The organism is Amycolatopsis arida (genome assembly GCF_900115565.1).
Lineage (GTDB): Bacteria > Actinomycetota > Actinomycetes > Mycobacteriales > Pseudonocardiaceae > Yuhushiella > Yuhushiella arida.
On sequence record NZ_FOWW01000003.1, the window covers coordinates 137216 to 160725 of the forward strand.

Sequence of the window (23510 nt, forward strand, 5' to 3'; positions counted from 1 at the left end):
CCGGCGAACGTCCGCCGACGAGCGCCAGCGAGGAGGAGGCGTGAGCGCGGGTCAGTCACGGGACACGACGAGCCGGAAGCCGGCGTCGTACTCCCGCTGGTCGAGCAGGTCCTGGTGCCGGCGCCGCCACCGCCCGCCGGCCAGGTCCGCCCGTAGGCGCCGCAACCCGCGCTCGGCGGCGGCGGGGTCGCACCGCGCGAGGGCGGAACAGTTCCGCCGGACCTCCGGATCGAGGTAGGCCTCCGGCCGGCGCCAGTGGGCGGGGAACACGCCATCGGTGAAGTCCCAGGGCAGGGGCAGCGGGATCATCCGCTCGGCGCCGAGCTCGGCGGCGATCTCCGGAGCGGACGGCCGGCGCCGTTCCAGGTCGGCGATCTCCGGTACGTACTCCCGCACGAACCAGTAGTCGAGGTGCCGTCGAACGTCGTAGGCCAGCACGACCCGCAGCGGGGCGACGCGGCGCAGCTCAGCGAGCCCGCGACGCCAGTCGGCCCAGTGGTGCACGGTGAGCACGGCGAGGGCGGCGTCCACCACTCCGCTGCGCACCGGCAACCGCTCGGCCACCGCACGCACCACGGGCGGCGAGCCCTCCGGTCGCTGCCGGATCATCGCGGCGGATGGCTCGACGGCGATCACGTCCCGGTCGGCCGGTTCGTAGGATCCGGTGCCGGCGCCGACGTTCACCAGTGACTCGGCGTCTCCGAGGGATTCGGTGATCACCGACATCCAGCGGGGATCGGTGCGGCGACCGCGGGCGTAGGAAGTCCCGATTCGGTCATAGAGCTGATCCATCGGCCCACGCTCCCACGGTCGATGTGATCGCTGCCGTACGGAGCTCCGGCGCGCGCTGTTCGGCATGTGAGCTTCGGCCGCCCCGACTGGGCTCGCCGTGCTCGGCTCCGGACCTCGCGATGCGACACGACCAGTCCCGCCGGTGAGTCAGCGCTCGAGCTGGTGCCCGGTCGCGCCGAGTGCCTCGCGGAGGACGCGGACCGCCTTGGGACCGACGCCGTGCAGCGCCAGCAGCTCGGCCTCGGTCAGGTCGGCGACCTGGGCGAGGGTGGTGATGCCGGCGCCGGCTAGCGCCTGCGTGGCCGGTCGTCCGATGGCCCTGGGCAGGTCACCGACCTCACCGGGGACCACGGTCTCCGCGGCTGCCGCCCGCGCCGCGAGCCGGTCGGGGGCGTGCGCGAGCCAGGCTCGGCGTACCCAGTGGTTGAGCTGCTGGCCGTCGACGTCCCCGAGCGGGACGCGAACGCCGGCGGGGGTCAGCCGCTCGGCGGTCGGGTGCGCCGCCAGCATCTCGTCCGCCTCCTCCGCGGGGAGGTGAAGCCGCACGGTGTCGTTCTCGCCCGTCGAGGCGAACCGTGTGCCGCCGACGATGAACGCCACCATGCCGGAACCGATGGCGTGCTCGGCGGTCCCGGGAAGGGACAGCGCGGTCCTGCGAAGCTGCGCGAGAGTCGTCACGAGCACACCGTGACACGCGGGTCCGACAGTGTCGGGGCCGGTGCCGGGCCGGTGCCGGACTGGTTATCGGCCTCACCGCCGGGCACCGCTGCCGGGCACCGCTGCCGGCGCTCGCGCAAGGCTCGACACGGTCGACCCGGGCACGGACTCGTACACCGTTTGACCCGGACCATCGGGCCCAACGCGAACACCCCGTCGACCGGAGCAGACCCGCCGAGGACAGCGGCCCGACGAGCCAGGGCAGCCGGCTCACTAAGCCAGGGCGTCGGCCCCACGAGCCGAACATCGGGCCAACCAGGCAGGACAGCCGGCCCCACGAGCCGAACAACGGCCCACGAGCCAGGATGGCGGCCCCCGAGCCGAACATCGGGCCGACGAGAACGAACGGGCTCAACGGCGACGATCGAACGAGAACGAAATGGGCTCAACGAGAACGAACGCGAGCCCTCCGACCCACCTACCTACTACCCGCCGCACCCTGGGGGCCATCCCCGGGTCCATTCTATCGGTCCTGGGGGTCGGCAACGGGCGCTCGCGAAATCTGTGGATCACCGATGGGTGATGTGGACAACTCGATGCCGGCAGGCCGCGGAACCCCGCGGCCATGGTGTCGGGCAGGGAACCCCGCGGGCGCCGGCCGGGCATGGTGGAACGCCGGCTGAGCCGGCACGCGCCAGCCCGCGGAGCATCCGCGAGAGGCGGCCGGCTCGGGGAGCCGTCCACCGGGCGGTCGAGCACCGCGCTCGGCCGCCTCCATGTGGAAGCAGCCGTGGGAGCGACGGTTCACGTCGGCACGACCGGTGGAAACAGTCAGGGCGGGCGCCGGAAGTCCGACGCCCGCCCTGATCACGGCGGTAGCGGTGGGATTTGAACCCACGGAGGGGGGTTGCCCCTCACGCGCTTTCGAGGCGCGCTCCTTCGGCCGCTCGGACACGCTACCGCCGAACACCATACCGGACCCGGTTCCCGCCCCTCGAAGGCCGGGTCCGTCCCTGGCGCTCCCACCGCCGACGCCGCCCGCCCGATCCAGCGCGCCACCATCGCGGCCGATCCCGGGGCCAAGCCGCGAGGCACGGCCTCGACCACACCGCCGACGCTCGCACGCCGGCAGGACCCGCCCGAGCCAACCCACCGACACGACCCGACCAACCCGAGCAAGACCGGGAAGCACGCGCCGCGGCCGGGACGCACCGCCGACACCCGCACACCGGCAAGACCCGCCCGAGCCAACCCACCGACACGACCCGATCATCTCCGAGCAATGCCGCGAGAGCACATGGCGCGGCAAAGCCCGCCTGAGCCAACCCCGCCGTCACAACACGGCCAACCCCGAGCAGGACCGGGAAGCACGCGCCGCGGCCGGGACGCACCGCCGACACCCGCGAGGCCCGCCCGAGCCAGCCCGCCGTCACGACCCCGAGCAAGGCCGGGAGGCACACGGCGTCGACACGCCGACCCGGGAGGCGCCGCTGACGCCCGCGCGCCGGCGAGGGCCGCACGATGGCGAGGCCCACCCGAGCCAACCCCGCCGTCAGGACGCGATCAGCCCGAGCAAGGCCGGGCGCACGCCGAGCCCACCCGGCGCTCGCCGGACCGGGCCGGGTTGCTACTTGTTGAACTTGTCCTTCAGGTCCTGCACCGCGCCGGTGGCCTTGTCGCGCAGGTCGTGGCCGGTCTCCTTGGCCTCGCCCCTGGTCTGGTCGGCCTTGCCGGAGTCGCGCAGGTCCTCGTTGTCGGCGGCCTTGCCGAGCTTCTCCTTCGCCGCGCCGGTCGCCTGCTCGGCCTTGTCCTTCGCCTTGTCGAACGCACTCATCGTGGTGGTCCCTCCTTGTCGCGCCCGGCTGGAATGACCGGACACCAGGTGGGATACCCCGGGACGGCGGAACCGTCACGGGCGGCGAGCGTCGATCACCCCTCGGGATTAGCCCGATGCGAACCGAAGAACTCCGCCAGCAGCGCGGCACACTCGTCGGCGAGCATCCCGCCGCGCACCTCCGGCCGGTGGTTCAGCCTGCGGTCCCGCACGACGTCCCACAGCGACCCCACCGCCCCGGTCCGCGGCTCCCACACCCCGAACACCACCTTCGCCACCCGCGCGAGCACCAGCGCGCCGGCGCACATGGTGCACGGCTCCACGGTCACCGCCAGGGTGCAGCCCTCCAGCCGCCACCCGTCGCCGTACGCCCGAGCGGCCGCCCGGAGCGCGAGAACCTCCGCGTGCGCCGTGGGGTCGGCGAGCTCCTCGCGGGCGTTGTGCGCGCTGGCCAGCGGCGCCCCGTCCGGGGCGAACACCACGGCGCCGATCGGCACGTCGGCCGTGCCCCGCGCGGCCCGGGCGGCGGCGATGGCGGCCCGCACGGCAGCCTCGTCGCTGACCATGCGGCTACAGCTCGTCCAGCAGCGCCGTGAACTCGTCGGCGAAGCCGCAGCGCTGGGCGATCATCTGCAGCTGCTCGTCCGGGTAGAGGTCCACCTCGCCGACGATCACCTCGAGCTCCCCCGCCGGCAGGCCGAGGTCGGCGAGGATCTCCAGGTCGCCCTCCGGCCACACGGTGTCGTCGTCCTCGTCGGGCGGGTCCACCCGAAGCAGGTCGAGCACGTCCGCGGCGATGTCGTAGTCGAGCGCCGCCGCCGCGTCGGACAGCAGGAGCGACACCCCGCGCGGGCTCGGCCGGACGACCACGAAGAACTCGTCGTCCACCGCGAGCAGGCCGAACACCGCTCCCGTCGATCGGATCTTGCGTAGCTCGGTGATCGCCGCGTCCAGCTCGGCGAGCGCGGCCGGGTCCAGCGGGTTGCACCGCCACCGGCCGTCCTCCCGGACCACGGCCACTGCGAATCCCGCGATCGGCTCCTTCACCGCCATGCGCACACCGTATTCCGCCGGGCGGTGGAAAGCACGCGCAGTCCCCTCTCGGGCCGCCAAGGTGTCACCATCGAGCCATGGAACCCACCGAGCTGCCATCGCTGCGACCAGCCCCGCCGCGTTCCGACATCCGCTTCGCCGACCTGCTGGACCAGGCGCGGGCACTGCAGCCGAGGACGGTCGCGCTGCGCCGGGACATCCACCGGCATCCCGAGCAGGGCCTGGATCTGCCGCGCACCCAGGCGGCCGTGCTCACCGTGCTGGACGAGCTGCCGGTGGAGATCCGCCGCGGCCACTCGGTGGGCTCGGTCACCGCGGTGCTGCGGGGCGCGCTGCCCGGGCCGGCGGTGCTGCTCCGGGGCGACATGGACGCCCTGCCACTCACCGAGGACACCGGGTTGGAGTACGCCTCCGCCGTCGACGGCACGATGCACGCGTGTGGGCACGACCTCCACGTCGCGATGCTCGCCTCCGCGGCGAGGCTGCTCGCCGAGCGCGCCGACGAGCTCGCCGGGTCGGTGGTGTTCATGTTCCAGCCGGGCGAGGAGGGCTACCACGGCGCGCGGCACATGCTCCACGAGGGCGTGCTGGACGCCGCCGGTGAGCGGGTGCGCCAAGCGTTCGCGCTGCACGTCGACGCCAAGTCGCCGAGCGGGCTGGTCGCGACCCGGCGGGGCCCGATCATGGCGTCGGCGGACCGGTTCACCGTGTGGGTCACCGGCAAGGGCGGGCACGGCTCGGCGCCGCACGACGCGATCGACCCGGTGCCCGCGGCGGCGGAGCTGGTGGGGGCGTTGCAGGCGCTGGTCACCCGTCGGATCAGCGTGTTCGAGCCGACGGTGCTGTCGGTGACCAGGATCTCCACCGGCACCACCAGCAACATCATCCCGGAGACCGCCGAGCTCGAGGGGACCGTACGGACGCTGTCGGAGAGCACCAGGGCGTTCGTTCGGGAGGAGCTGCCGAAGGTGTGCGAGCACGTCGGCGCGGCGCACGGCTGCCGGGTCGCCGTCGAGATCGAGCCGGGCTATCCGGTGACGGTGAACGACGCCGCGACCGCAGACCAGGTACTGGCGCTGGCCGCGGACGTGCTCGGCGCGGAGCACTCGGCGCCGATGGTCGACCCGGTGATGGGCGCCGAGGACTTCTCCTACGTGTTGCAGCGAGTACCGGGGGCGTTCGCGTTCCTCGGCGCGTGCCCGCCCGGCGTCGACCCGGCGGAGGCGGCGGCCAACCACTCGAACCGGGTGCTCTTCGACGAGGCGGCGATGGCGCACGGCGTCGCGCTGTACGCGGCGTTCGCGCTGGCCGCGCTGCGTTGATCCCGCGTTGCTCCAGCATTGATCCCGCGTTGATCCCGCCCTGAGCACGGGCGCGATGTGCCGGCCGTGCTCGGCCGGCGGCTCGGTGTGACCGGTTCTGTCGGCCGGGTAGGGCAGGATGTCCGACGTGCGAGCGATGTGCGTGATCGGACTCGGATTGATCGGCGGCTCCCTGCTCCGCGCGGCGAGCGCGGCGGGCCACCCGGCGTGGGCGGCCTCCGCGTCCACGCCGGACGCCGAGGCGGCCGCCGCGGACGGCTTCGACGCGGGCACCGACGTCACCGGCGCGCTGCGGCGAGCGGCCGACGCCGACGCGATGGTCGTGCTGGCGGTGCCGCTGACCGCGGTCGACGACGTGCTGCGCGCCGTCGCCGAGTACGCGCCGGAGTGCCTGCTCACGGACGTGACCAGCGTGAAGGGGCCGGTTCGCGACGCCGTGCGCCGGCGGGTGCCGCGGGCCCGGTTCGTCGGCGGGCACCCGATGGCGGGCACCGCGCGGTCCGGGTGGGCCGCCGGGAGCGCGGCGTTGTTCTCCGGCGCGGCCTGGGTGACCTGCGTCGAGGAGGACACCGACCTGGCGGCGTGGGCCGAGGTGGCCGCGCTGGCCCTCGCGGTGGGGGCGCACGTGGTGCCGCTGCCGGCGGACGCGCACGACGAGGCGGTGGCGCGGATCTCGCACCTGCCGCACCTGTTCGCGGCGGTGCTCGCCGGGGTGGGGGCACAGGGCGGGCCGGTGGCGGCGGCGCTGGTCGCGGGGTCGTTCACCGACGGGACGCGGGTGGCGGGCTCGCGGCCCGAGCTGCTGCGCGCGATGGTGGAGGGCAACCGGGACGCGCTGCTGCCGGTGCTGGACGAGGCGCTCGGCCGGCTCGGCGCGGCCCGCGGGTCGCTGGCGTCGACCGGTGGCCTCGCCGCGACGATCAACGCGGGGCACGAGGGTCGGCGGGCCCTCGAGGAGCTGCGCGCGGCCACCCGGGCGGGGGTGCGGGTGGACCTGACGGCGCCGGACGCCCGGCAGGGCCTGCGCGCGCTCGGCGAGCGCGGCGGCCGGCTCGTCGCGCTGGACGGGACCGTGGCCGTCGGCGAGGTGGCCCAGGCATGACGCCGCTGGGGATCCTGGTCTCGCTCAGAGCAGGCGCGTCATGAACGCGCTGTTCGGGTCGGGCCGGTAGTCCGCGAAGGGCTCGCAGTAGCGGAATCCGAACTTCTCGTACAGCTTCCTGGCGGGCCGAAAGAACTCGGCCGAGCCGGTCTCGAGGCTCAGCCGAGCGAATCCGCGGCGCGTGGCCTCGGTGATGATGTGCTCCAGCAGCAGGGAGCCGATCCCGCTTCGCTTGCGCGCCGGCGTGGTTCGCATCGACTTCAGCTCGGCATGGCCGGCGTCCAACCGCTTGATCGCCCCGCAGCCCACCACCTCGTCCCCGTCCAGCACCGACCAGAAGGTGACCTCGGGCCGGCGGAGCGCGTCGAGGTCCAGGGCGTGCGCGCTCTCCAGTGGTGTGATGGACCGCATCTCCCGGACGTGCTCCTGGAGGAACTCGGCGATCCGCGCGCCGGACAGGTCGTCCACGACGATCTTCATCCCGCTCCCCTCCCTCGAGGTGTCCCGGCGCCGAGGCGCGGCGCCACTCTAGATCCCTTCCGGCCGAGGAGCACCACCTTTGTGAGCAGCACGAAGAGCGGCGCTCTCGCTCCTCAACGAGAGGAGCGAGAGCGCCGCTGGTGAACCCGAATCCACGCTCGACAGGCGGCGTTACCGGCCCGGGGGAGGGCCCGGCTTCGGCGGCGGCTGCTGCCCACCCCCGGGCTGGCCACCCTCGCCCTGGCCGCCCTCACCCTTGTTCAGCAAGCCCTTCGCCTTCTGCGTCGCGCTGTCGATCTTGTCCGAGTGCTGCCCGAACTTGGACTTGGCGACCTCATTGGCCTTGTCCAGGCCCTGTGTCACCTTGTCGCTGTGCTTGCTCACCGCGTCCTGCGCCTTGTTCTTCAACTTGTCGAAGTTGATGCCCATTTGCGCCTCCTTCCAGACCCCGGGACTCCGCGCTCGGGGGCGCCACGCTCCCGGGTTCCCGGCTGCTCCCATCCCAACCGTGCGCGGGAGAACTCGCAACGCGAGCGTCCTCCGCCGTCACCCACCCGGGTCGCACCGCCTCGAACACTGCGTTGACCTGGTCGACCACGCCGGACAGCTGCTCCCCGCCGGGCAGCGGCACGGGCACCGGGTCGCGCTCCGCCCGCAGCGCCGCGGCGAACTCGGTGAGTGCCGCGGTCACCAGCCGCGCGTCCGCGGGGTTCGGCTCCGACGCCCCGTGCTCGACCGACACGACCACCTCCGTCACCGCGTCGGCCACCCGCTCCAACCCGACGATCGCCGGCCACCACGCCGTCGCCTGCCGCCCCGCCGGCGACGGCTCGACCACCACCTGCTGGAACGCGGTGCGCAGGTCGGTCAGCCCGCGGTAGGCGCGGCGCCGCAGCCGCGCCCGCTCGGTTCGCTCCGCCGCGGTCCGCGCCGGCAGCAGCCCGCGGTCGACGTACCGGGCCACCGCCTCCGCCACGTCGGCCAGCCGCCCGCCGATCCGTGGCCGCCGGCTGCCCGGCCACAGCAGGTACCCGAACACCAGCACGATCGCGCACCCGATCACCGTGTCGACCAGCCGGGCCAGCACCACCGCCCATTCGCCCTGGTTGGTCAGGTCCATCTGCACGATGATCAGGGGCGTCACGAACGCGCTGAGGATCCCGTAGTTGCGCACCTTTCCGATGGCCACGCCGGCGGCGAACACCGCGACCAGCGCCACCAGCGGCCAGCCGCGCACCCCGAGGCCCAGCACGGCCGCGCCGATCCCGACGCCGATCACCGTGCCTAGCGCGCGCAGCACGGCTCGCCCGAACACCGACCCGAAGTCGGGCTTGAGCACGATCCCGACGGTGAGCGTGATCCAGTACGACCGTTCCACCGGCAGCACCAGCCCGGCCAGCTCGGCCAGCGCCACGCACAGCGTCAGTCGCAGCGTCGCCAGCCAGGTGAGCGGCCCGGACGCCAGCGACCGGGCCCACTCCTGGAGTCGTTCGATCGCCGGCACCCGCGGCCGCCGGGCCCGCCGAGCGTCGGTGCCGATCTTCGCCAGGCCCGAGTGCAGCGCGACCAGCAGCGGGTCGTCGTCGCCCGCGGCCGGCGGGTCGGGCAGCGGTGCTCGTGCCAGCACGGCGGTGGCGACGCCGACGAGGTGGTCGATCACGGCGGTGGGGACGCGCCGGCCGGCGTTCACCACGGCCACCCCGGCCTCGACCGCCGGTGTGGCCGCGGCCAGCAGGTTCAGCAGCTCGCGGTAGGTCGCGTCCCGGCCGGACAGCCACGACCGCGCGGTGAGCAGCCGGTCGTACGCCGTGTTCAGCGCGGTGGTGAGCTGCTGCCGCGCGGCCCGCGAGGTCTCCTCGTCCTGCGCGGAGAGCATCGCCGCGAGCTCGATGAACACGTGCGCGACGGCGGTGCGCTCCGGCGAGGTCGCCCGCACGGTCCAGCCGACCAGGGCGACCAGCAGCCCCCACACCGCGCCGGCGAGGAACGCCGGCACCGCGACGGCCGCCGGCATGCCGAGCTGGTGTTGCGCGGTCCCGAGCACGGCGAACACGATCAGCTGCAGCCCGGCAACGGACGCGTTGCTGCCCGCCGCGCTGATCAGCGCCGACACCGCGGCGACGCCCACCAGGGTGAGCACCGACCACACCGGCGAGAACCCGGTGAGCACACCGAGCGCGAAGCCGGCCCCGGCGGCCGCGACCGCGCCACTCAGCCGGACCGCGCGGTAGTGGTACGTGCCGCCGGACTCGGCCAGCACGGTGGGCAACGCCCCGGTGGAGACCAGGGCGCCGAGGGCGAGGTTGCCGAGGCCGTAGCCGACGGCCATCGGCACGGCCAGCGCGATCGCGGCGCGCACCGCCCTGCTCCACGGCACCGGCGCCGGCTCGCTGCGGAGCAGCTGCACCAGCCAGTGCGGGGCGGCGAGGTCACCGCGGAGCGACCGCACGGCACCCCTCCTCGTTAACGTCGTGACACCAGGAGCCCGGCCCCACGGTCGCGCCCGACGCTCCCCACCGGTGATGGCGCGGCGGGGGCCGCCGGGGGCTGCGGGGCACGACACGGACGGAGGCCGCCGATGCCGTCGAGGACATTCTCCTTCGAGGTCAACCGCGTCAGCAGCGCTCGACCGGAGACGCTGTTCCGGTTGGAGACCGACGGGGAGTTGTGGTCGAGCTGGGCGCGCCCGCTCGTCCTCCAGTCCGGGTGGGTCCGGCACGGCGACCCGCCGCCCGCCGGCGTCGGGGCGGTGCGCAGGGTCGGGCTGTGGCCGGTGCTGCTCCAGGAGCGGACCGTCGAGTACGAGCCCGACCGTCGCCACGTCTACGCCTTCACCGGCCGGATCATCCCGGCCCGCGACTACCGCGCGGAGGCGCTGTTCACACCCAACGCCGCCGGTGGCACCGACCTCCGCTGGCGCGGCACGTTCACCGCGGCTCGGCCGCTGGTCGGCGCCGTCACGCTGCGGCTGCTGCACGCCGCGATCCGGTTCCTCTCCGCCCGGCTGGTCCGCGCCGCCGAGCGAGCCGAGCACCGCGACGCCGACGCGTGACCGGGGGCCTTGGCGGCGGCGCCCAATGCCACCAAGGGGCCCTCAGTGGTGCCCGGCCAACGCCGTCAAGGACCCCTTCATTGCGCTCAACGCCGAGAAGGTGGCCTTCATGGCACTCAACGCCACATCTACCGCGCGGGCGGGGGCAGCACGCGGGCCAGGTGGTCGGCCCAGAGGCGGTAGCCCGCCGGGCCGGGGTGGAAGCCGTCGGTGGCGAACGAGCCGGGGGTGAGGAGCACCCGCGGCAGGGGAGCGTGCGCGACGCCGGGCAGGGCGACCAGCGAAGCCGCGGCCGCGTCGAGCGCGCGGGCGCGCAGGCCGAGGACGGTGCGCAGGGGTTGCGGCAGTGCCGGGAACTTGGCCAGCGGCGGCACCCCGGTGAGCACCACCGGCACCGGGCCGAGCCGGGCCCGCAGGGTGGCGATCAGCCGGAGCAGGTCGCGCCGGTAGCGCGGCGCGGCGTGCAGCGCGACGGTGTCGTTCACGCCGAGCGCGACCACCACGACGTCCGCCGGCTCGTCGAGCGTGCCGGCCGCCAGCTCGCCGTGCAGCGCCCCGGCGGTCGCGCCGGACCGGCCGATCGCCCGCCACCGCACCGGCCGGCCGGTGCGCCGGGACAGCTCGGCGGCCAGTTGGCCGGTCAGCGCCTCGCCGTGGTCGCGGGCCCCGACGCCGGCCACCGTGGACTCCCCGATCACCAGGAGCCGCAGGGGCGGGCCCTCGCTTCCGACCACGCCGAGGTGCGGGCCGGCGGCGTCCGGCAGCCGGGGCACCGACCGTCGCAGCCGGAGGCCCTGCGCGACCAGCGCGGGCGCGAGCGCCACGGTGGCCAGAGTCGCGACGAGTTGCCGAACCATGCCCCGGTCCCTCCGCCGAAGTAAATGTAACGTCGTTACCAAACTAGCCGAGAGCAGGAAGATCAGCCAGGTTCTTCAGTGGAACGACCGGCCCGACGGGCGGCCCCAGCCAGCCGCCCGACCTGTACCCGTCCAGCCCGTCATCCCGAACGGCCACCCTTGACCACCGCCACCACGGGCACAGGCCGGCGGGTCGCGGATCGCGACGTACCGGGGGACTCGTTCCTTCACCGCAACCAGCCTCCACCGCAACCAGCTGAGCCTCCGGCGACGCCAGCGGTCACCATCCGGTTTGAGAGACCCCTCGCCGCGCTGCGCGGAGCGGATGTGCGTTGAGAGAACCTTTCGCCGCGCTGCCCGGAGCGGATGTGCGCATCCACCGACTGGCCCCCGGCCCACCCGCTACCGCTCCGCTCGACCTGAGCCCACCCCTACCGCTCGGCCTGACCCGACCCCACCCGCTACCGCTCCACCGGTGGGCAATCCTCGCCCCGAGCAAGCCCCGCCCACCCAGGGATTCAGGGGGCGCCCCGGTTGCCAGTCTACTCGGGACTTAGGATGGCGGCGGGTGGTAAGCGCTTTCAAGCGGAAGTCGGTCCACATCGGCGTGGGGCTGTGGATAAGCGCGGGCGCGGAGGAGTGGCACGGCTACTGAGCAGGGGAAACGCGGCACTACTTCGCCCGCCAGCCCGCGGCGTCGATGCGGTTACGCCACCGGCGAAATCGGGCACGCAGGCTCGTGCCGGCTACGGCACGACGTAGCCGGCACCCACCGCGACGTGGGCGGCACACGGCATCGAAGGCGGGGAACACAGCGAAGCCGACGGCCAGCACGCCAACGCGGGCGGCCGCCGCGCCGGCACCGGCAGCACTCCCGACACACCTGGCCATCATCGACGCCGGTGACCAACCAGCGACGCGAGCCGCCAACACGACGACCCGAGCGGCAAACACAGCGACGCAGACCGCCAACACGACGACGCCGACGGCAAACACGACGCGGGCCGCCAACACGACGACGCCGACGGCAAACACGCGCGCCATCGACGCTGTGGGGCCGCCGGCGCCGTCGTGGCGTTCCATCCGACGGAGGTGACCACAACGGCAGGTGAGCGAAGGGGTCAGCCGGCGCGGCGTTCGGCTTCCTCGTGTTGCCGGCGCCAGCGTTCGAACAGCGCGGGCAGCTCGCGGATCATGAACTCGAGGAAGTCGCACATGTCGGCGAGCCGCTTGCCCGCCGGGGTGTCGCGGCCCAGCACGCGGATGCCGTCGACCGTCGCGTCCCGCCACATCATGATCATCCGGTCGCGCTTGAGGAACGACGAGTACCAGAGGTCGTCGTAGAGCCGGTAGTGGTCGCGCCGCTCGCCGGGCTCGCGCACCTTCGCGACCATCCCGAGCTGCTCCAGGAACCGCACCGCGCCGGAGATGGCCGCGGGACTCACCGAGAGCCGCGAGGCCAACTCCGCCGCGGTGGCTTGCCCGCTGTCGGTGACCATCAGCGTGGCGAACACCCGCGCCGCCATCCGCTGGAACCCGATCTGCGTCAGCACGAGCGCGAGGCTCTCCACGTACCTGCGGACGGCGTCCTCGTCCCGCTCGACGGCACCCCCGTCCGCCCCCTCGACACCCGGGTCACGCTGCGAGTACGGCCTGCTCGACATGGCTCCATCCTTTCCGACGCGGTGCGACGACCACACCTAACCTATACGTTTTCTTAACTTCACAACTTTATGAAATGACTGTAGCTTCACGCCATGGACAACGCCATCACCATCTCCGGCCTCCACAAGTCCTTTGGCCGGACCAAGGCGCTCGACGGCCTGGACCTCACCGTCCGGACCGGCGAGGTGCACGGCTTCCTCGGCCCCAACGGGTCCGGCAAGTCGACGACGGTCCGCATCCTGCTCGGCCTGCTCCGCGCCGACGCGGGCCAGGTACGGCTGCTCGGTGGCGATCCGTGGCGGGACGCGGCCCAGCTGCACCGGCGGCTGGCCTACGTCCCCGGAGACGTGAGCCTGTGGCCCAACCTCTCCGGCGGCGAGGTGATCGACCTCCTCGGCCGGCTCCGCGGCGGCCTCGACCAGCGCCGCCGCAGGGAGCTGATCGAGCGGTTCGACCTCGACCCGAAGAAGAAGGGCCGCGCCTACTCCAAGGGCAACCGGCAGAAGGTGGCGATCGTCGCCGCCCTGGCGTCCACTGTGGACCTGCTGATCCTGGACGAGCCGACCTCCGGCCTCGACCCGCTCATGGAGGCCACCTTCCAGTACGCCATCCAGGAGGAGCGCGAGCAGGGCCGCACGGTGCTGCTGTCCAGCCACATCCTCGCCGAGGTCGAGGCCCTGTGTGACCGGGTGAGCATCATCCGCAACGGCCACGCCGTCGAGTCCGGCACGCTGGCCGAGCTGCGCCACCTCACCCGCACCTCGATCACCGCCGAGCTCGCCGGCCCGCCGAACGGGCTCGCCGACCTCGCGAACGTGCACGACCTGCGGGTCGACGGACACACCGTGCGGTTCGACGTCGAGACCTCCGCGCTGGACGACGCGCTGCGCCGGCTCACCCGCATCGGCGTACGCAGCCTCACCAGCCAACCGCCCACCCTGGAGGAGCTGTTCCTCCGGCACTACACGAACGAGGCGAGCACGCGATGAGCCCGATCCTCGGCACCCGCCACCTGGTGCGGCTGGCCCTGCGCCGCGACCGGATCGTGCTACCCATCTGGGTCGTGCTGATCGGCACGGTCCCGGCCAGCATGGCGCGCACCTACGAACAGTTCTTCCAGAGCGAGGCCGACCGGGCGGGGCTGACCGCCAACATGGCGGCCAACCCCTCCATCGCCGTGCTCTACGGCCCGGCGTACGACCTGTCCACCGCGGGCGGCTTCACCGCGTGGCGGATCGGCGTGTTCGTGGCCCTGTTCACCGGGCTGATGGCGATCTTCACGGTCACCCGGCACACCCGCGCCGAGGAGGACACCGGGCGCGGGGAGCTGATCGGGTCGGCGGTGGTCGGCCGGTTCGCCATGCTCACCGCCGCGGTGCTGGTGGCCGGCGGTGCGAGCGTGACGATCGGGCTGGTGCAGGCGCTCGCGCTGATCGGCGCGGGGCTGCCCGCCGGCGGGGCGTTCGTGTTCGGGGCGGCCACCGCGGTCACCGGGTTGGTCCTCACCGGGGTCGCCGCGGTCACCGCGCAGATCGCCGAGTACTCCCGCACCGCCAACGGCATGGCCTCCGCCGTGCTCGGGATCGCGTTCCTGGTCCGGGCTGTCGGTGACTCCAGCGAGGCGACGTGGTTGTCCTGGCTCTCGCCGCTCGGCTGGGCGCACCTCGCGCGGCCGTTCACCGGCGACCGGTGGGCAGTGATCGCCCTCGGGCTGGCGGCGGCGGTGGCGGCCGGCGCGGTCGGGTACGCGCTGCTGCCCCGCCGCGACTTCGACGCCGGCCTGGTGCGCCCCCGGCCCGGCGCGGCCACCGCGGCGCCCTGGCTGGGCAGCCCGCTGGCGCTGGCGTGGCGGCTGCACCGCGGCGCGCTGATCGGGTGGACGGTCGTGTTCGTCGCGGGTGGGGCGGTGATGGGCTCGATCGCCGACGGCATCAGCGCTCTGGCCACCGACAACGAGCAGGCGCAGGAGATCTTCGCCCGGATGGGCGGGTCGGACGCGCTGGTGGAGGCGTTCCTCGCGGTGATCGTCGGGATGTTCGGCATGCTGGTCGCGGTCTATGGGGTGCAGGCGACGCTGCGGATGCGCGCCGAGGAGGTCGCCGTGCGGGCGGAGCCGCTGTTGGCGACCCGGGTGAGCCGGCTGCGCTGGACGTGGAGCCACCTGGCGTTCGCGTTCCTCGGCACCGCGTGGCTGACACTGGTAGCCGGGCTCGCGGTCGGGCTGACGCACGGCCTGCGGGCCGGCGACGTGCCCGGCGCGCTCGGCGACGTGCTGGCCGGCACGGTGGTGCAGCTGCCGGCGGTGTGGTTGATCGTCGGCATCGCGACGCTGCTGTTCGGGCTGCTGCCGAAGCAGGTGGTGGCGGTGGCGTGGGCGGTGGTCGCGCTGGCCGTGCTGCTGAGCCTGTTCGGGCCGATCCTGGACCTGCCACGGGTGGTGGTGGACGCCTCGCCGTTCGCGCACGTGCCGAAGCTGCCCGGCGCCGAGCTCACCGTGGCACCACTGGTGTGGCTGGCGGCGCTGGCCACGGTGGCCCTGGCGGTGGGTCTGGGCTCCTTCCGCCGCCGCGACGTGGGTTAGTCGGACGAAGGTCACCGCTCTGAGGCTCAGGCATCGGGGCGGTGACCCTCGTACTCGCTTGCCAGCTTGGCAATCCACTCTCGCGACGCCGGCTCGCTCATGGCGATCTTGTTCAACGTTGCCAGGAGCTTCCGGTAGATCCCCACATGCAGCTCGTCCTCGAGGAAGAGGCAGGCCGCGTGGCTCTGGGCATACGCCACCGGCGAGTAGGCCTCGTACTCCATGAGCCGAAACGGTCCGTCGAAGGCCCCGTACGGCAGGGCAGTCGTTGGCACAACTCGAACCGTGAACTCGGAGCGTGCGGTGGACAGCAGTACGTGCAACAGCTGCTCGTGCATCAGTCGAGTGCTACCAACTATCGATCGGAACACCTGCTCGTGGATGTAGAAGGTGAGCCGCGGTGGGTTCGGTCGACGGAGGAGATCCTGCCGTCCGATGCGCGCCTGAACGTAAAGCTCGATCCTGTTCTCCGGTAGCGGCCCCGTTGCGAAGATCTCGCGCATGTAGTCGGCGGTTTCCAGGAGCCCGGGCACCAGTAGTGGGTCGTAGCTCTCGATCGAGTCCGCGGTGCTTTCGTGGACCACCAGTGACTCGATCGGGCCCTGTGGCCACACATCGTCGGGTTGGTTCTCCCGCAGCTGATAGAGGTTGTCCGGCTGCTGGGCGAGTTGGAGGAGGCGCGCGATCTCCTTGGGAGAGGCATCGAGGCGCGACGCGTACAGCGCCACGTCCACCGGTCCGACACCGCGGTCACCGCTTTCGACCCGCGACAACTTGCTGGGCGACCAGCCGAGCTTCCGGGCCAGCTCGTTGGCCGGCATGTCCGCCCGGACTCGGAGTCGCCGGAGCCCCATCCCCAGTTCACGGTTGCGCGCAGAGACAACTCGGTCACTCATGGGAGCAACCTAGAACTCCGAGCCCGCGAAATCACCGCCCTCCACGCGAAATCACCGCAACGGATATCGCGTGACCGGCGGTCAATCGCAGATTTCGCGGAGCTGGGTGACGAGGTCCGCCGGGTCGGCGCCGAGCGGGGTGACCAGCAGCGTGGTGACCCCGGCCTCGGCCATCGCGGCGACCCGCTCCTTCACGTACCCCGGCGGGCCGACCAGGGAGATCGCGCGCAGCAGCTCGTCGGGCACGGCGGCCGCGGCCTCGACCTTCTTGCCGTCGAGGTAGAGGTCCTGGATCTCCTCGGCCGCCTTCTCGAAGCCGTAGCGCCGGGCCAGGTCGTTGTAGAAGTTCTTGCCCCGCGCGCCCATCCCGCCGATGTAGAGCGCCAGCATCTGCCGGTAGGGCTCCAGCAGGTGCTCGACGTCCTCGCCGATGGCCAGCGGCGCCGCGGCCACCACGTCCAGCTCGCCGAGCGCCGGGTCGCGCTTCGCCCTGCCCTCGGCCAGCGCCGCGCCCCACACGTCGGCCGCCTTCTCCGGATGGAAGAAGAGCGGCTGCCAACCCTCGGCCAGCTCGGCCGCCAGCGCCACGTTCTTCGGGCCGAGCGCCGCGATGATGATCGGCACGCGCTCGCGCACCGGCTGGTTGATCAGCTTGAGCGGCTTGCCCAGCCCCGTGCCCGCGCCCTCCGGCAGCGGGATGCGGTAGTGCCGGCCCTCGTGCACCAGCCGCTCGCGACGCCAGACCGCCCGGCAGATCTCGATGATCTCCCGGGTGCGGCCGACCGGCGCGTCGTAGCGCACACCGTGGAAGCCCTCGATGACCTGCGGGCCGGACGCGCCGAGGCCGAGCGTGAACCGCCCGTTCGAGACGTAGTCCAGCCCGGCGGCGGTCATCGCGGTGAGCGTCGGCGTGCGGGTGTAGAGCTGCAGGATGCCGGAGGCCAGCTCGATCCGCTCGGTCTTCGCGGCGAGGTAGCCGAGCTGGCTGACCGCGTCGAACGAGTAGGCCTCGGGCACGAAGACGATGTCCAGGCCGGCGCGTTCGAGTCGGGCCACCTCCTCGGCGGACGTGGCGAAGTCGCCGGAGTAGCTGAGCTGGGTGCCGATCCGCATGCCGAGCCTTTCGGATGAGTTACATGCCAATCGGAACGTAACACGCCGGCCCAGCGCGGGGTGCTCAGTGTGGCCGGACACTCCCGTCGCCGGTGACCGTGAGGTGGGCCTGCGGGCCACCGGGCGGGCAGTCCTCGCCGTTCGGGTAGGTCGGCTCCGGCGTGACCTCGACCCGGTGGTCGACCAGCGCGCCGCTCTCCCCGTGAGGGCGAGGGTGAGGGTGACCTCGACCGGGGCGGTGGGCAGCTCCGGCAGCTCGACGAAGCCGACCTTGCCGCCGGTGGGTTCCATCTGCGTGGAGCAGACGTCGCCCGTGCAGGTGGTCTCGACGGTCGCGGTGGCCGGGTACAGCTCGAGCGGTCGGTTGCGGCAGTCGCGGCCCCAGCAGGCGGTGAGCTCGCCGCCGGCGACCCGCTCGGCCATCGCCGGCTGCCGTGTCCGCGCGTCATGCACATGTGTCCGCGCGTCATGAACACGTGTCCGCGCCCTGCGACGCGGTTACGCGTACACGGACCGCGGACACGCGTACACGGACCGCGGACACGTGTGCAGGGAGCGCGGACACGTTTCCCCGGGGGGCGGGACATGTGCTTCGTTCGTCGCCGCCGGGACCAGCAGGGTTAGCGCCCGAACCCGGGGCGCATCCGTGCCGCCACCGAACCGACACCGAGCAAATGGTTCCGTAACACAAATCCGAATCAACGTTCGCGTATTTTGCCTTTCCGGGATCTTCGGGTAGTTTTTCTCCCGCCGGAAAATCACCGGGCAAACCATCCACTCCGCATCCGCGGCCGCTCGCGCCCGAACGGACTCGTGTCCGCACGGGCAGTGCGCGGCCTGATCCGTCCTGTCCGCGATTCGAGGAGATTCGAGGAGCAGTAGCAGTGGGTTCACAGTTCGCCATCGAGGCCACCGGCCTCGTGAAGGCCTTCGGCGCCAACCGCGCCGTCGACGGCCTCGACCTCACCGTTCCTCCCGGCGTCGTCTACGGGGTGCTGGGCCCCAACGGCGCCGGCAAGACCACCACCATCCGCATGCTCGCCACCCTGCTGCGGCCGACCGGCGGCACCGCCATCGTGTTCGGCCACGACATCCGCCGTGAGGCCGCCGCGGTACGCGCCCGGATCGGCCTCACCGGGCAGTTCGCCTCGGTCGACGAGGGGCTCACCGGCCGGGAGAACCTGGTCCTGCTCGGTCGGTTGCACGGCCACACCTGGGCCGCCGCCCGGGCCCGCGCCGCCCGGTTGCTCGCCGCCTTCTCCCTCACCGACGCCGCCGACCGGCAGGTGAAGGGCTACTCCGGCGGCATGCGCCGGCGGCTCGACATCGCGGCGAGCATGGTCGTCACGCCCGACCTGATGTTCCTGGACGAGCCCACCACCGGCCTCGACCCACGCAGCCGGCTGCAGGTGTGGGACATCGTCCGGGCGATCGTCGCCGGCGGCACCACCGTCCTGCTCACCACGCAGCACCTGGAGGAGGCCGACCAGCTCACCGACCGGATCGCGGTGATCGACCACGGCAGGGTGATCGCCGAGGGCACCAGCACCGAGCTCAAGTCCTCGGTCGGCGCCGGCACGCTGCGGGTCCAGTTGTGGGACGCGCGGCGCCGCCCGGAGGCCCAGCGCCTCCTCACCGACGCCCTCGGCGTCCCGGTGGACCGCGGGTCCGACCCGGTGACGCTGACCGCCCGCGTCCCGGACGAGACGCGCGTGCCGGCCGCGCTGGCGGAGCTGACCGGCGCCGGCATCGACACGCCGTCGTTCTCCCTCGGCCAGCCCAGCCTGGACGAGGTCTTCCTCACCCTCACCGGACACCCCGCGCAGGAGAAGAACACCGAGGAGGCAGCGTGAACGACAACCACGGAGCCCCGCTCACGGCGGCCGACCGGGCGCGGGTGTCCCGCGAGACATCGGGCGGCGTGACCGACACCCTCGCTCGCGCCGTGCCGACCCAGGATCTGGTCGACCGGAACCGGCCGCCGGCGCCGGGCCCGCTGTCGACGTCGCTCAGCTTCACCTGGCGGCAGTTGCTCGGCTTCAAACACGCGCCAGAGCAGCTGGTCGACGTGCTGTTCATGCCGGTGCTGACCCTGCTGATGTTCAACTACCTGTTCGGCACGGCCATCTCCGGCTCGACCGGCGACTACCTGCAGTTCGTGCTGCCCGGCGTGCTGGTGCAGATGATCGTGCTGATGAGTGTCTACACGGGAACGTCGTTGAACAACGACCTCACCAAGGGCATCTACGACCGATTCCGCACGCTGCCCATCTGGCAGCCGGCGAACATCGTCGGCAACCTGGTAGCCGACGTGTCCCGGTTCGTGATCACGGTGACCGCGACCGTGCTGCTCGGCCTGCTGCTCGGGTTCCGGCCGGCTGGCGGGCTGCCCGGCGTCGTGCTCGCGGCGCTGGTGCTCCTGGCGTTCGCGTTCGGCGTCGGCTGGGTCTTCGCCGCGCTCGGCATGCTCGTGCGCAAACCGGAGTCGGTGTCGACCACCAGCATGGCCGTGGTGTTCCCGCTGACCTTCCTCAGCAACATCTTCGTGCCGGCGGAGACGCTGCCGAGTTGGCTGCGGGCGTTCGTGGCGGTCAACCCGATCAGCCACGCGGCGACGGCGATGCGTGGGCTGATGCACGGGACCGCCACGGTCGGGCAGGTCGGGCTGGTGCTCGGCGGGTCGGCGGTGCTGGTCGCCGTGTTCGGGTCGCTGACCATGTATCTCTACCGCAACCGCGAGTAGCACGAATGCGCGGTGCCGCCGCGGGGTAGCCGCCGGGTATGGATGCTCCGCTCGACCGCGTACCCAAGCAACTCTACCTCGACGGGGAATGGCGGGAGGCCGCGAGCGGCGCCCGCTTCCCCGTCGAGGACCCCGCCACCGAGGAGCGGCTGTGCGATGTCGCCGACGGGCAGGCGGCCGACGCCGAGGCGGCGGTGGAGGCCGCCGTCGCCGCTCAGGAGGAGTGGGCCGCGACGGCGCCGAGGGAGCGCGGGGAGATCCTGCGCCGGGCGTGGTGGCTGATGACCGACCGCGCCGACGAGCTGGCCACGGTGATGACCCTGGAGATGGGCAAGAGCCTCACCGAGTCCAGGGCCGAGGTCGCCTACGCCGCGGAGTTCTTCCGGTGGTTCGGCGAGGAGGCCGTGCGGATCGAGGGCCGGTACGCCCGCAACCCGGCGGGCGGCGGGCGGATGCTGGTCAGCAGGGAGCCGGTGGGGCCGTGCCTGCTGGTGACGCCGTGGAACTTCCCGCTCGCCATGGGCACCCGCAAGATCGGGCCGGCGGTGGCGGCCGGCTGCACGATGGTGGTCAAGCCGGCGCAGCTGACCCCGCTGTCGATGCTCACCCTGGCCGACCTGCTCGCCGAGGCCGGGCTGCCGAGGGGCGTGCTCAACGTCGTGCCGAGCACGTCGGCGACCCGGATCGTCGACCCGGTGCTGGCCGATCCGCGCATCCGGAAGATGTCGTTCACCGGGTCGACGGAGGTGGGCAAGAAGCTGGTCGAGCAGTGCGCGCCGAACCTGCAGCGGATGTCGATGGAGCTGGGCGGCAACGCGCCGTTCCTGGTGTTCGACGACGGCGACCTCGACGCGGCCGTGCGGGGCGCGATCACCGCGAAGATGCGCAACAACGGCGAGTCGTGCGTGGCGGCGAACCGGTTCCACGTGGCGGAGTCGGTGGCCGAGGAGTTCACCCACCGGCTCACCGAGGAGATGGCCGCGCTGAAGGTGGGGCCGGGCACCGAGGACGGCGTCGCGGTGGGGCCGCTGATCACCATCGCGCAGCGGGACCGGGTGGTGGAGTTGGTCGCCGACGCGCTCGACCACGGCGCCAAGGCCACCACCGGCGGCGAGGTGCCCACCCGGCGCGGCTTCTTTTACCCGCCGACGGTGCTGGCCGACGTCCCGCCACGGGCGCGGATCCTGCACGAGGAGGTGTTCGGCCCGGTCGCGCCGATCACGACGTTCACCGACGAGGACGACGCGGTGCGGCAGGCCAACGACACGGAGTTCGGCCTGGTGGCCTACCTCTACACCCGTGACCTCGACCGCGCGGTGCGGGTGGGCGAGCGGCTGCGCACCGGGATGGTCGGCGTGAACACCGGGCTGGTGTCCAACCCGGCGGCACCGTTCGGCGGGGTCAAGGAGTCCGGCTTCGGTCGCGAGGGCGGCACCGAGGGCATCGAGGAGTACCTGGACACCAAGTACCTGGCGCTCGCCGTGGAGTGACCTAGCGGGGCTCGCCGTACCAGCGCCAGCTGGTCAGCCGCGGGTGGCCGGGCAGCTCGCCGCGGCCGGTGGCCCACAGCAGGGTGGGCCAGGGCGCGGTGGTGGCCGGCGCGTTCGGGAACAGCCGGTGGAGCACCCGCGCGCAGACGTCGGCGGGTGGTTCCCAGTGCAGGCCGAGGCCCTCGGCGAGGTCGTGGGTGTGCACCAGCGCCTCGACCAGGCCCATCGCGGCGAAGCCCTCCGGGTCGGACACCCCGAAGCCGTGGAAGCCGCGGGTGGTCGGCGGCGCCGTGCGGACCATGGCGGCGAGGAACGCCCCGCAGGCGTCCAGGACCTCGAGGAGCCCGGTCGGGCCGGCGGTGGGGTCGGCGGTGACGGAGTTGTCCGGGCCGTCGGGGCGCCGCCGGCCGTAGCCGAACGGGACGTGGTGATCCACCGGCGGCGGCTTCGGGCCGAGCTGGGCGGCGTAGGCGAAGAAGTCGTCGGCGAGGTGCTCGACGGTCTCCCAGCAGGTCCAGTCCAGCCCGCCGGCCCTGTGCTCCCAGGCGTCCGGCGGTGCCGCGCGGAGGGTGTCGACGACGAGCCGGACGACGTGGTCGACGTCGTCGGCGGTGACCGGGCCGGGGCTGTCGGGCATGGCGGAACCCTAGCGCGGCGGCCGGTTCCCACGGCACGGTTTCCGTCACCAGGTCACGGGCAGCTCGCTCAGCCCGCCAGCGAGCACGTCGTTACGGAGGGCCAGCTCGGTGATCGGCACGGCCAGCCGCATGTCCGGGAACCGCGTGACGAGTTGGGCGAACACCGCGCACAGCTCCATCCGGGCCAGCGGTGCCCCGATGCAGTACCGGATGCCGTGCCCGAAGGCGAGGTGCGCGGCGGCCGGGCGGGTGACGTCGACCCGGTCGGGATCGGTGAACACGGCAGGGTCGTGGTTGGCGGCCCCGAGGTCGAGCAGGATCAGGTCGCCGGCGCGGATCGGAACACCGCGGACCTCCAGGTCGGTGCGCGCGTAGCGGGGGACCCCGCCACCGCCCTTGCGCGCCGTCCGCAGGAGCTCCTCGACCGCGTTGGGGACGAGGTCGGGGTCGCGCCGCAGCGCCTCCCACTGGTCCGGATTGGTCAGCAGGGCGAGCGTGCCGAGACCGATCTTCACCACGGTGGTCTCGTGGCCGGCGAACAGCAGCGTCATGGCGAGCATGGCCCCCTCGTCGTCGCCGACGTCCTCCGTCGCGCAGATCCGCGACATCACGTCGTCGCCGGGGTCACGCCGCTTGCTGACCACCAGCTGCCTGCCGTAGTCGAGCAGAGCGGCAAGGCCCTGCTCGGAGTGGGCACGGTCGCGCACGTCGGCGGCGGCCTGGGTCCAGCCGCGGAACCGGTCGCGGTCGGCGTGGGGCACGCCGAGGAGCTCGCAGATCACCAGGATCGGCAGCGGCAGCGCGAGTTTCTCGTGCAGGTCGGCGGGTGGCGTGCCGGCGGCCAGCGCGTCGAGCAGTTCCGTTGTCAGTGCGTCGACGCGGGGCCGCAGCGCCCGCAGGTGCTTGGCGGAGAAGTGCGGCTGGAGCAGGGCGCGCATGCGGGCGTGGTCGGCGTGCTCGGTGGCGAAGTCGCCCACCGGCCCACCGAACAGCACCGACTCGCTCAGTCGCGCCGCGGTCTCCGGTCTGGGATGTGACCGGCCGAGGCGGTCGTCGGACAGCAGCCGGCGGGCCTCCGCGTAGTCGGTGACCAGCCACGCCTCGTCGCCGACGGAGGTGTGAATCTTGTGTACCGGGCCGGCGTCCTGGAGCGCGCGCAGGATGGGCGAGACTGCCAGTGGGTGGGGTTGGTCGAACGGGAGCCGGGGCATGGTGCTGGTCATGACCATCCTCCA

General features: G+C 72.9%; 23 protein-coding genes and 1 tRNA gene. 8 read left to right on the plus strand and 16 right to left on the minus strand.

Annotation, left to right across the window (positions count from 1 at the left end; all coding sequences use genetic code 11):
- Window positions 1-51: 51 nt before the first annotated feature.
- The 6 genes from BM051_RS10020 to BM051_RS10045 all read right to left on the minus strand — a co-directional run bounded on the left by BM051_RS10020 (window position 52) and on the right by BM051_RS10045 (window position 4336).
- Window positions 52-792, minus strand: coding sequence for a class I SAM-dependent methyltransferase (locus BM051_RS10020; RefSeq protein WP_092529816.1), 741 nt, complete (start codon window positions 790-792; stop codon window positions 52-54).
- 147 nt (window positions 793-939) lie between these two features.
- The gene (locus BM051_RS10025) at window positions 940-1470 is read right to left on the minus strand and encodes a hypothetical protein (RefSeq protein WP_092529817.1); all 531 of its coding nucleotides are present in this window, start codon (window positions 1468-1470) and stop codon (window positions 940-942) included.
- A gap of 852 nt (window positions 1471-2322) precedes the next feature.
- A tRNA-Ser gene (locus tag BM051_RS10030) sits at window positions 2323-2410 on the minus strand.
- A gap of 666 nt (window positions 2411-3076) precedes the next feature.
- Window positions 3077-3283 (minus strand): CsbD family protein, encoded by a 207-nt coding sequence (locus BM051_RS10035; RefSeq protein WP_092529818.1) that lies wholly within the window; start codon window positions 3281-3283, stop codon window positions 3077-3079.
- Window positions 3284-3378: 95 nt separating this feature from the next.
- Complete coding sequence (locus BM051_RS10040; RefSeq protein ID WP_092529819.1) at window positions 3379-3849, minus strand: nucleoside deaminase; 471 nt, start codon at window positions 3847-3849, stop codon at window positions 3379-3381.
- Window positions 3850-3853: 4 nt separating this feature from the next.
- Entirely contained in the window at window positions 3854-4336 is a 483-nt protein-coding gene (locus tag BM051_RS10045; RefSeq protein WP_092529820.1) for a tRNA adenosine deaminase-associated protein, read from the minus strand.
- 77 nt (window positions 4337-4413) lie between these two features.
- Here BM051_RS10045 and BM051_RS10050 point away from each other — a divergent pair, with 77 nt between their 5' ends.
- Entirely contained in the window at window positions 4414-5658 is a 1245-nt protein-coding gene (locus BM051_RS10050; RefSeq protein WP_092529821.1) for a M20 metallopeptidase family protein, read from the plus strand.
- A gap of 118 nt (window positions 5659-5776) precedes the next feature.
- Window positions 5777-6760 (plus strand): prephenate dehydrogenase, encoded by a 984-nt coding sequence (locus BM051_RS10055; protein WP_092529822.1) that lies wholly within the window; start codon window positions 5777-5779, stop codon window positions 6758-6760.
- Window positions 6761-6784: 24 nt separating this feature from the next.
- Here BM051_RS10055 and BM051_RS10060 read toward each other — a convergent pair whose 3' ends face one another.
- From BM051_RS10060 to BM051_RS10070, 3 genes are all read right to left on the minus strand, one after another.
- Window positions 6785-7240 carry a GNAT family N-acetyltransferase gene (locus BM051_RS10060; protein WP_092529823.1) on the minus strand — a complete coding sequence of 152 codons (456 nt, stop codon included), beginning with the start codon at window positions 7238-7240 and terminating at the stop codon, window positions 6785-6787.
- Window positions 7241-7411: 171 nt separating this feature from the next.
- On the minus strand, window positions 7412-7603 hold the full coding sequence (locus BM051_RS10065; protein WP_341770793.1) for an Rv0909 family putative TA system antitoxin: 192 nt from the start codon (window positions 7601-7603) through the stop codon (window positions 7412-7414).
- Window positions 7575-9689, minus strand: coding sequence for an FUSC family protein (locus BM051_RS10070; protein WP_092529825.1), 2115 nt, complete (start codon window positions 9687-9689; stop codon window positions 7575-7577). Before BM051_RS10070 ends, BM051_RS10065 begins: the two co-directional genes overlap by 29 nt.
- A gap of 129 nt (window positions 9690-9818) precedes the next feature.
- Here BM051_RS10070 and BM051_RS10075 point away from each other — a divergent pair, with 129 nt between their 5' ends.
- Window positions 9819-10292 (plus strand): SRPBCC family protein, encoded by a 474-nt coding sequence (locus BM051_RS10075; protein WP_092529826.1) that lies wholly within the window; start codon window positions 9819-9821, stop codon window positions 10290-10292.
- A 128-nt stretch (window positions 10293-10420) separates the two neighbouring features.
- Here BM051_RS10075 and BM051_RS10080 read toward each other — a convergent pair whose 3' ends face one another.
- The 3 genes from BM051_RS10080 to BM051_RS10090 form a co-directional block, all read right to left on the minus strand.
- Window positions 10421-11149 (minus strand): SGNH/GDSL hydrolase family protein, encoded by a 729-nt coding sequence (locus BM051_RS10080; RefSeq protein WP_092529827.1) that lies wholly within the window; start codon window positions 11147-11149, stop codon window positions 10421-10423.
- A 672-nt stretch (window positions 11150-11821) separates the two neighbouring features.
- Window positions 11822-12232 (minus strand): hypothetical protein, encoded by a 411-nt coding sequence (locus BM051_RS10085; protein ID WP_134046108.1) that lies wholly within the window; start codon window positions 12230-12232, stop codon window positions 11822-11824.
- A gap of 38 nt (window positions 12233-12270) precedes the next feature.
- Window positions 12271-12813: a GbsR/MarR family transcriptional regulator gene (locus tag BM051_RS10090; protein ID WP_092529829.1), complete on the minus strand. Its 543-nt coding sequence runs from the start codon at window positions 12811-12813 to the stop codon at window positions 12271-12273.
- Window positions 12814-12906: 93 nt separating this feature from the next.
- Here BM051_RS10090 and BM051_RS10095 point away from each other — a divergent pair, with 93 nt between their 5' ends.
- Both BM051_RS10095 and BM051_RS10100 read left to right on the plus strand, forming a co-directional pair.
- Window positions 12907-13803, plus strand: coding sequence for an ABC transporter ATP-binding protein (locus BM051_RS10095; RefSeq protein ID WP_092529830.1), 897 nt, complete (start codon window positions 12907-12909; stop codon window positions 13801-13803).
- The gene (locus tag BM051_RS10100; protein WP_092529831.1) at window positions 13800-15395 is read left to right on the plus strand and encodes an ABC transporter permease; all 1596 of its coding nucleotides are present in this window, start codon (window positions 13800-13802) and stop codon (window positions 15393-15395) included. The genes BM051_RS10095 and BM051_RS10100 overlap by 4 nt, the downstream gene beginning before the upstream one ends.
- 26 nt (window positions 15396-15421) lie before the next feature.
- Here the strand turns inward: BM051_RS10100 and BM051_RS10105 are convergent, their stop codons facing one another.
- Window positions 15422-16291, minus strand: a complete 870-nt coding sequence (locus BM051_RS10105; protein ID WP_092529832.1) for a helix-turn-helix domain-containing protein — start codon at window positions 16289-16291, stop codon at window positions 15422-15424.
- An 81-nt stretch (window positions 16292-16372) separates the two neighbouring features.
- Entirely contained in the window at window positions 16373-17404 is a 1032-nt protein-coding gene (locus BM051_RS10110) for an LLM class F420-dependent oxidoreductase (RefSeq protein WP_092530345.1), read from the minus strand.
- 884 nt (window positions 17405-18288) lie between these two features.
- Between BM051_RS10110 and BM051_RS10115 the strand changes: the two genes are divergently transcribed.
- Genes BM051_RS10115 through BM051_RS10125 form a run of 3 tightly spaced genes read left to right on the plus strand, consistent with a single transcriptional unit; the run spans window position 18289 to window position 21637 of the window.
- Window positions 18289-19257: an ATP-binding cassette domain-containing protein gene (locus tag BM051_RS10115; RefSeq protein ID WP_208325911.1), complete on the plus strand. Its 969-nt coding sequence runs from the start codon at window positions 18289-18291 to the stop codon at window positions 19255-19257.
- Entirely contained in the window at window positions 19254-20147 is an 894-nt protein-coding gene (locus tag BM051_RS10120; RefSeq protein WP_243859472.1) for an ABC transporter permease, read from the plus strand. Before BM051_RS10115 ends, BM051_RS10120 begins: the two co-directional genes overlap by 4 nt.
- A 38-nt stretch (window positions 20148-20185) precedes the next feature.
- A complete protein-coding gene (locus BM051_RS10125; RefSeq protein ID WP_092529834.1) occupies window positions 20186-21637 on the plus strand; it encodes an NAD-dependent succinate-semialdehyde dehydrogenase in 1452 nt (483 codons plus the stop codon).
- A gap of 1 nt (window position 21638) precedes the next feature.
- Here BM051_RS10125 and BM051_RS10130 read toward each other — a convergent pair whose 3' ends face one another.
- Entirely contained in the window at window positions 21639-22274 is a 636-nt protein-coding gene (locus BM051_RS10130) for a maleylpyruvate isomerase N-terminal domain-containing protein (RefSeq protein ID WP_092529835.1), read from the minus strand.
- A gap of 45 nt (window positions 22275-22319) precedes the next feature.
- Window positions 22320-23498: a cytochrome P450 gene (locus BM051_RS10135; protein WP_092529836.1), complete on the minus strand. Its 1179-nt coding sequence runs from the start codon at window positions 23496-23498 to the stop codon at window positions 22320-22322.
- Window positions 23499-23510 lie beyond the last annotated feature (12 nt).